The sequence below is a fragment of the Parafrankia soli genome (assembly GCF_001854695.1).
Lineage (GTDB): Bacteria > Actinomycetota > Actinomycetes > Frankiales > Frankiaceae > Parafrankia > Parafrankia soli.
In genome coordinates, this window is sequence record NZ_MAXA01000152.1 from 1 (window position 1) to 1,787 (window position 1,787).

At 68.1% G+C, this 1,787-nt stretch carries 3 protein-coding genes; all 3 read left to right on the forward strand.

The window, feature by feature from the left end:
- A partial coding sequence (locus BBK14_RS38245) for a hypothetical protein (RefSeq protein WP_157904258.1) occupies nucleotides 1-476 on the forward strand: 476 nt, incomplete at its 5' end.
- A complete protein-coding gene (locus tag BBK14_RS13405; RefSeq protein WP_071062455.1) occupies nucleotides 476-1,528 on the forward strand; it encodes a hypothetical protein in 1,053 nt (350 codons plus the stop codon). The genes BBK14_RS38245 and BBK14_RS13405, both read left to right, overlap by 1 nt.
- Nucleotides 1,528-1,787 (forward strand): recombination directionality factor (locus BBK14_RS13410; protein ID WP_198541265.1); only part of this gene is annotated, 260 nt, incomplete at its 3' end. The genes BBK14_RS13405 and BBK14_RS13410, both read left to right, overlap by 1 nt.

Sequence of the window (1,787 nt, forward strand, 5' to 3'; positions counted from 1 at the left end):
CGACCGGCTACGACGTCCCGAAGAACACCCTTGACCCGCGCTACGCCGCCTGCGCCGACCACCACGTGGCCTGCGACTGCCGGGAGGCCGAGTTCTCCGAGCTGCGCGCGGAGCTGCTTGACGAACTCAGGCTCGAACGCGAGGCGCACGCCGAGGACGTCGCCGAGTTGCAGGCGGAACTCCGGGAGTACCGCCAGGTCATCGAGTCGCTCTGGCGGACCGCCCCCCACGAGGTGACCCGGCGGGCCCGCATCGCCTGGACGGTGGCGCAGCACGGCATGTACCCCCATCGCCAGGAGGAGGCCGTTGGGCCCGACGCCCGGCAGAAGGGCCTGCTGCGCATCGCCAACGACAAGAACCTCACCCTCGAAAAGGTCCGCGAACTCGCGCACACCGCGCTCGGGTTCGAGGACGGCGAGGCCGGCGCCCCACGGGTCGGGATCCTGGAGGAGATCGATGGGGAGCCTCCGTTCTGATGACCCGGCGCAACGACGAACGCTGGTACCGGGCGTTCTGGGATCAGGAGCTTCTCCTGCCCTCGGTCACCACGATCCTGGGCTGCACCTGGGCCAAGGGCGGGATTCCGTACTGGAGCGCATTGGAGGCCGCGCGGTACGCGGTCGAGAACCACGACGAGATAGCCGAACTCATCGCGCAGGACGACGAGAAGCGCGCCGTCGCCCTAGCCGCCGGCGCCCCGCGGCGCATCACGAACGAGGCGGCCGAGCTCGGGAAGCTGTTCCACCGGGTAGCCGACGCGCAGATCCGTCACCAGGTGCTCCCGCTCACTGAGGAGGAACGAGAAGCTGTCGCCCCGTTCATGGCCACGCTCGACCAGTTCATCGAGGAGATGAAGCCGGCCTATCGGTGGACCGAGGCCAAGGTCTATCACCAGCGCCTTCTCTACGCGGGCACCGCCGACTGCGGGATCGAGTTCGGCGTACCGCTACCGGTTGTGGTTCGCCGCAAGCTGGTGCACACCTTCCCGGCCGGAACTCTTCTGGTCGGCGATTACAAGAGCGGAAAGGCCGTGTACGACGAGGCCGGAATGCAGATGACCGGCTACGCCTCCTGCACGCACATGGACCTGCGCGATGAGACGCACACCATCGTCGAGATGCCGAAGGTCGAAGGCGGCGCCGTCATCCACATCCGCCCGGACGGCTACCGCGTTCACGGCGTGATGATCACACCCGAGATGCGCGCCGGGTGGGTGCACGCCCGGCGTTGGTTCGAGGCGCTGTATCACCGGGCGCCAGCGTCCATCGGCATCGGGGTCCGCGCGGGTGGGCTGCGTGTGGACGACTTCACCGGCATTGACATCCGGGTGCGCAACGCCCTGGCGACGCGGGGGATCTCGACCCTCGCCGACCTGGAGGAGTTCGGTCGGGACAAGTTCCTGGCCATCAGGTACGCCGGGCCCGACGGAGTGAAGAAGGCGCGGGAGATCCTCGCCATCGAGGACCGCTCGTGGCCCCTGGGACCGGACGAGATCACGGAAGAGGAAGCGGAAAGGGGGGCCGCGTAATGGCGATCCTGTTGCCGGACATCCTGCGCATGCAGCAGAGGGGTGTGCTCGACGGCCAGCTACGCATCGGCACGTCCAAGCCCGGGAGGAACGGCGGCAAGCAGCCGGTCAAGCTCAAGACCTGGCGCATCACCTCCCCTTCCAAGCGCGCCATCGAGTCCGCCGCCGAGAAGTTCAAGGGCGAGGTCAACCGGTGGGATTCCGACCGCGGCGTTCAGTGGGAGGTGATCACCCCGCTGGCGGAGCTGCCGGTGGACTT

Bases quoted from the DNA above. Each gene is read 5' to 3' on its own strand.
- BBK14_RS13405 (WP_071062455.1), top strand. From the start codon at position 476: ATGACCCGGCGCAACGACGAACGCTGGTACCGGGCGTTCTGGGATCAG.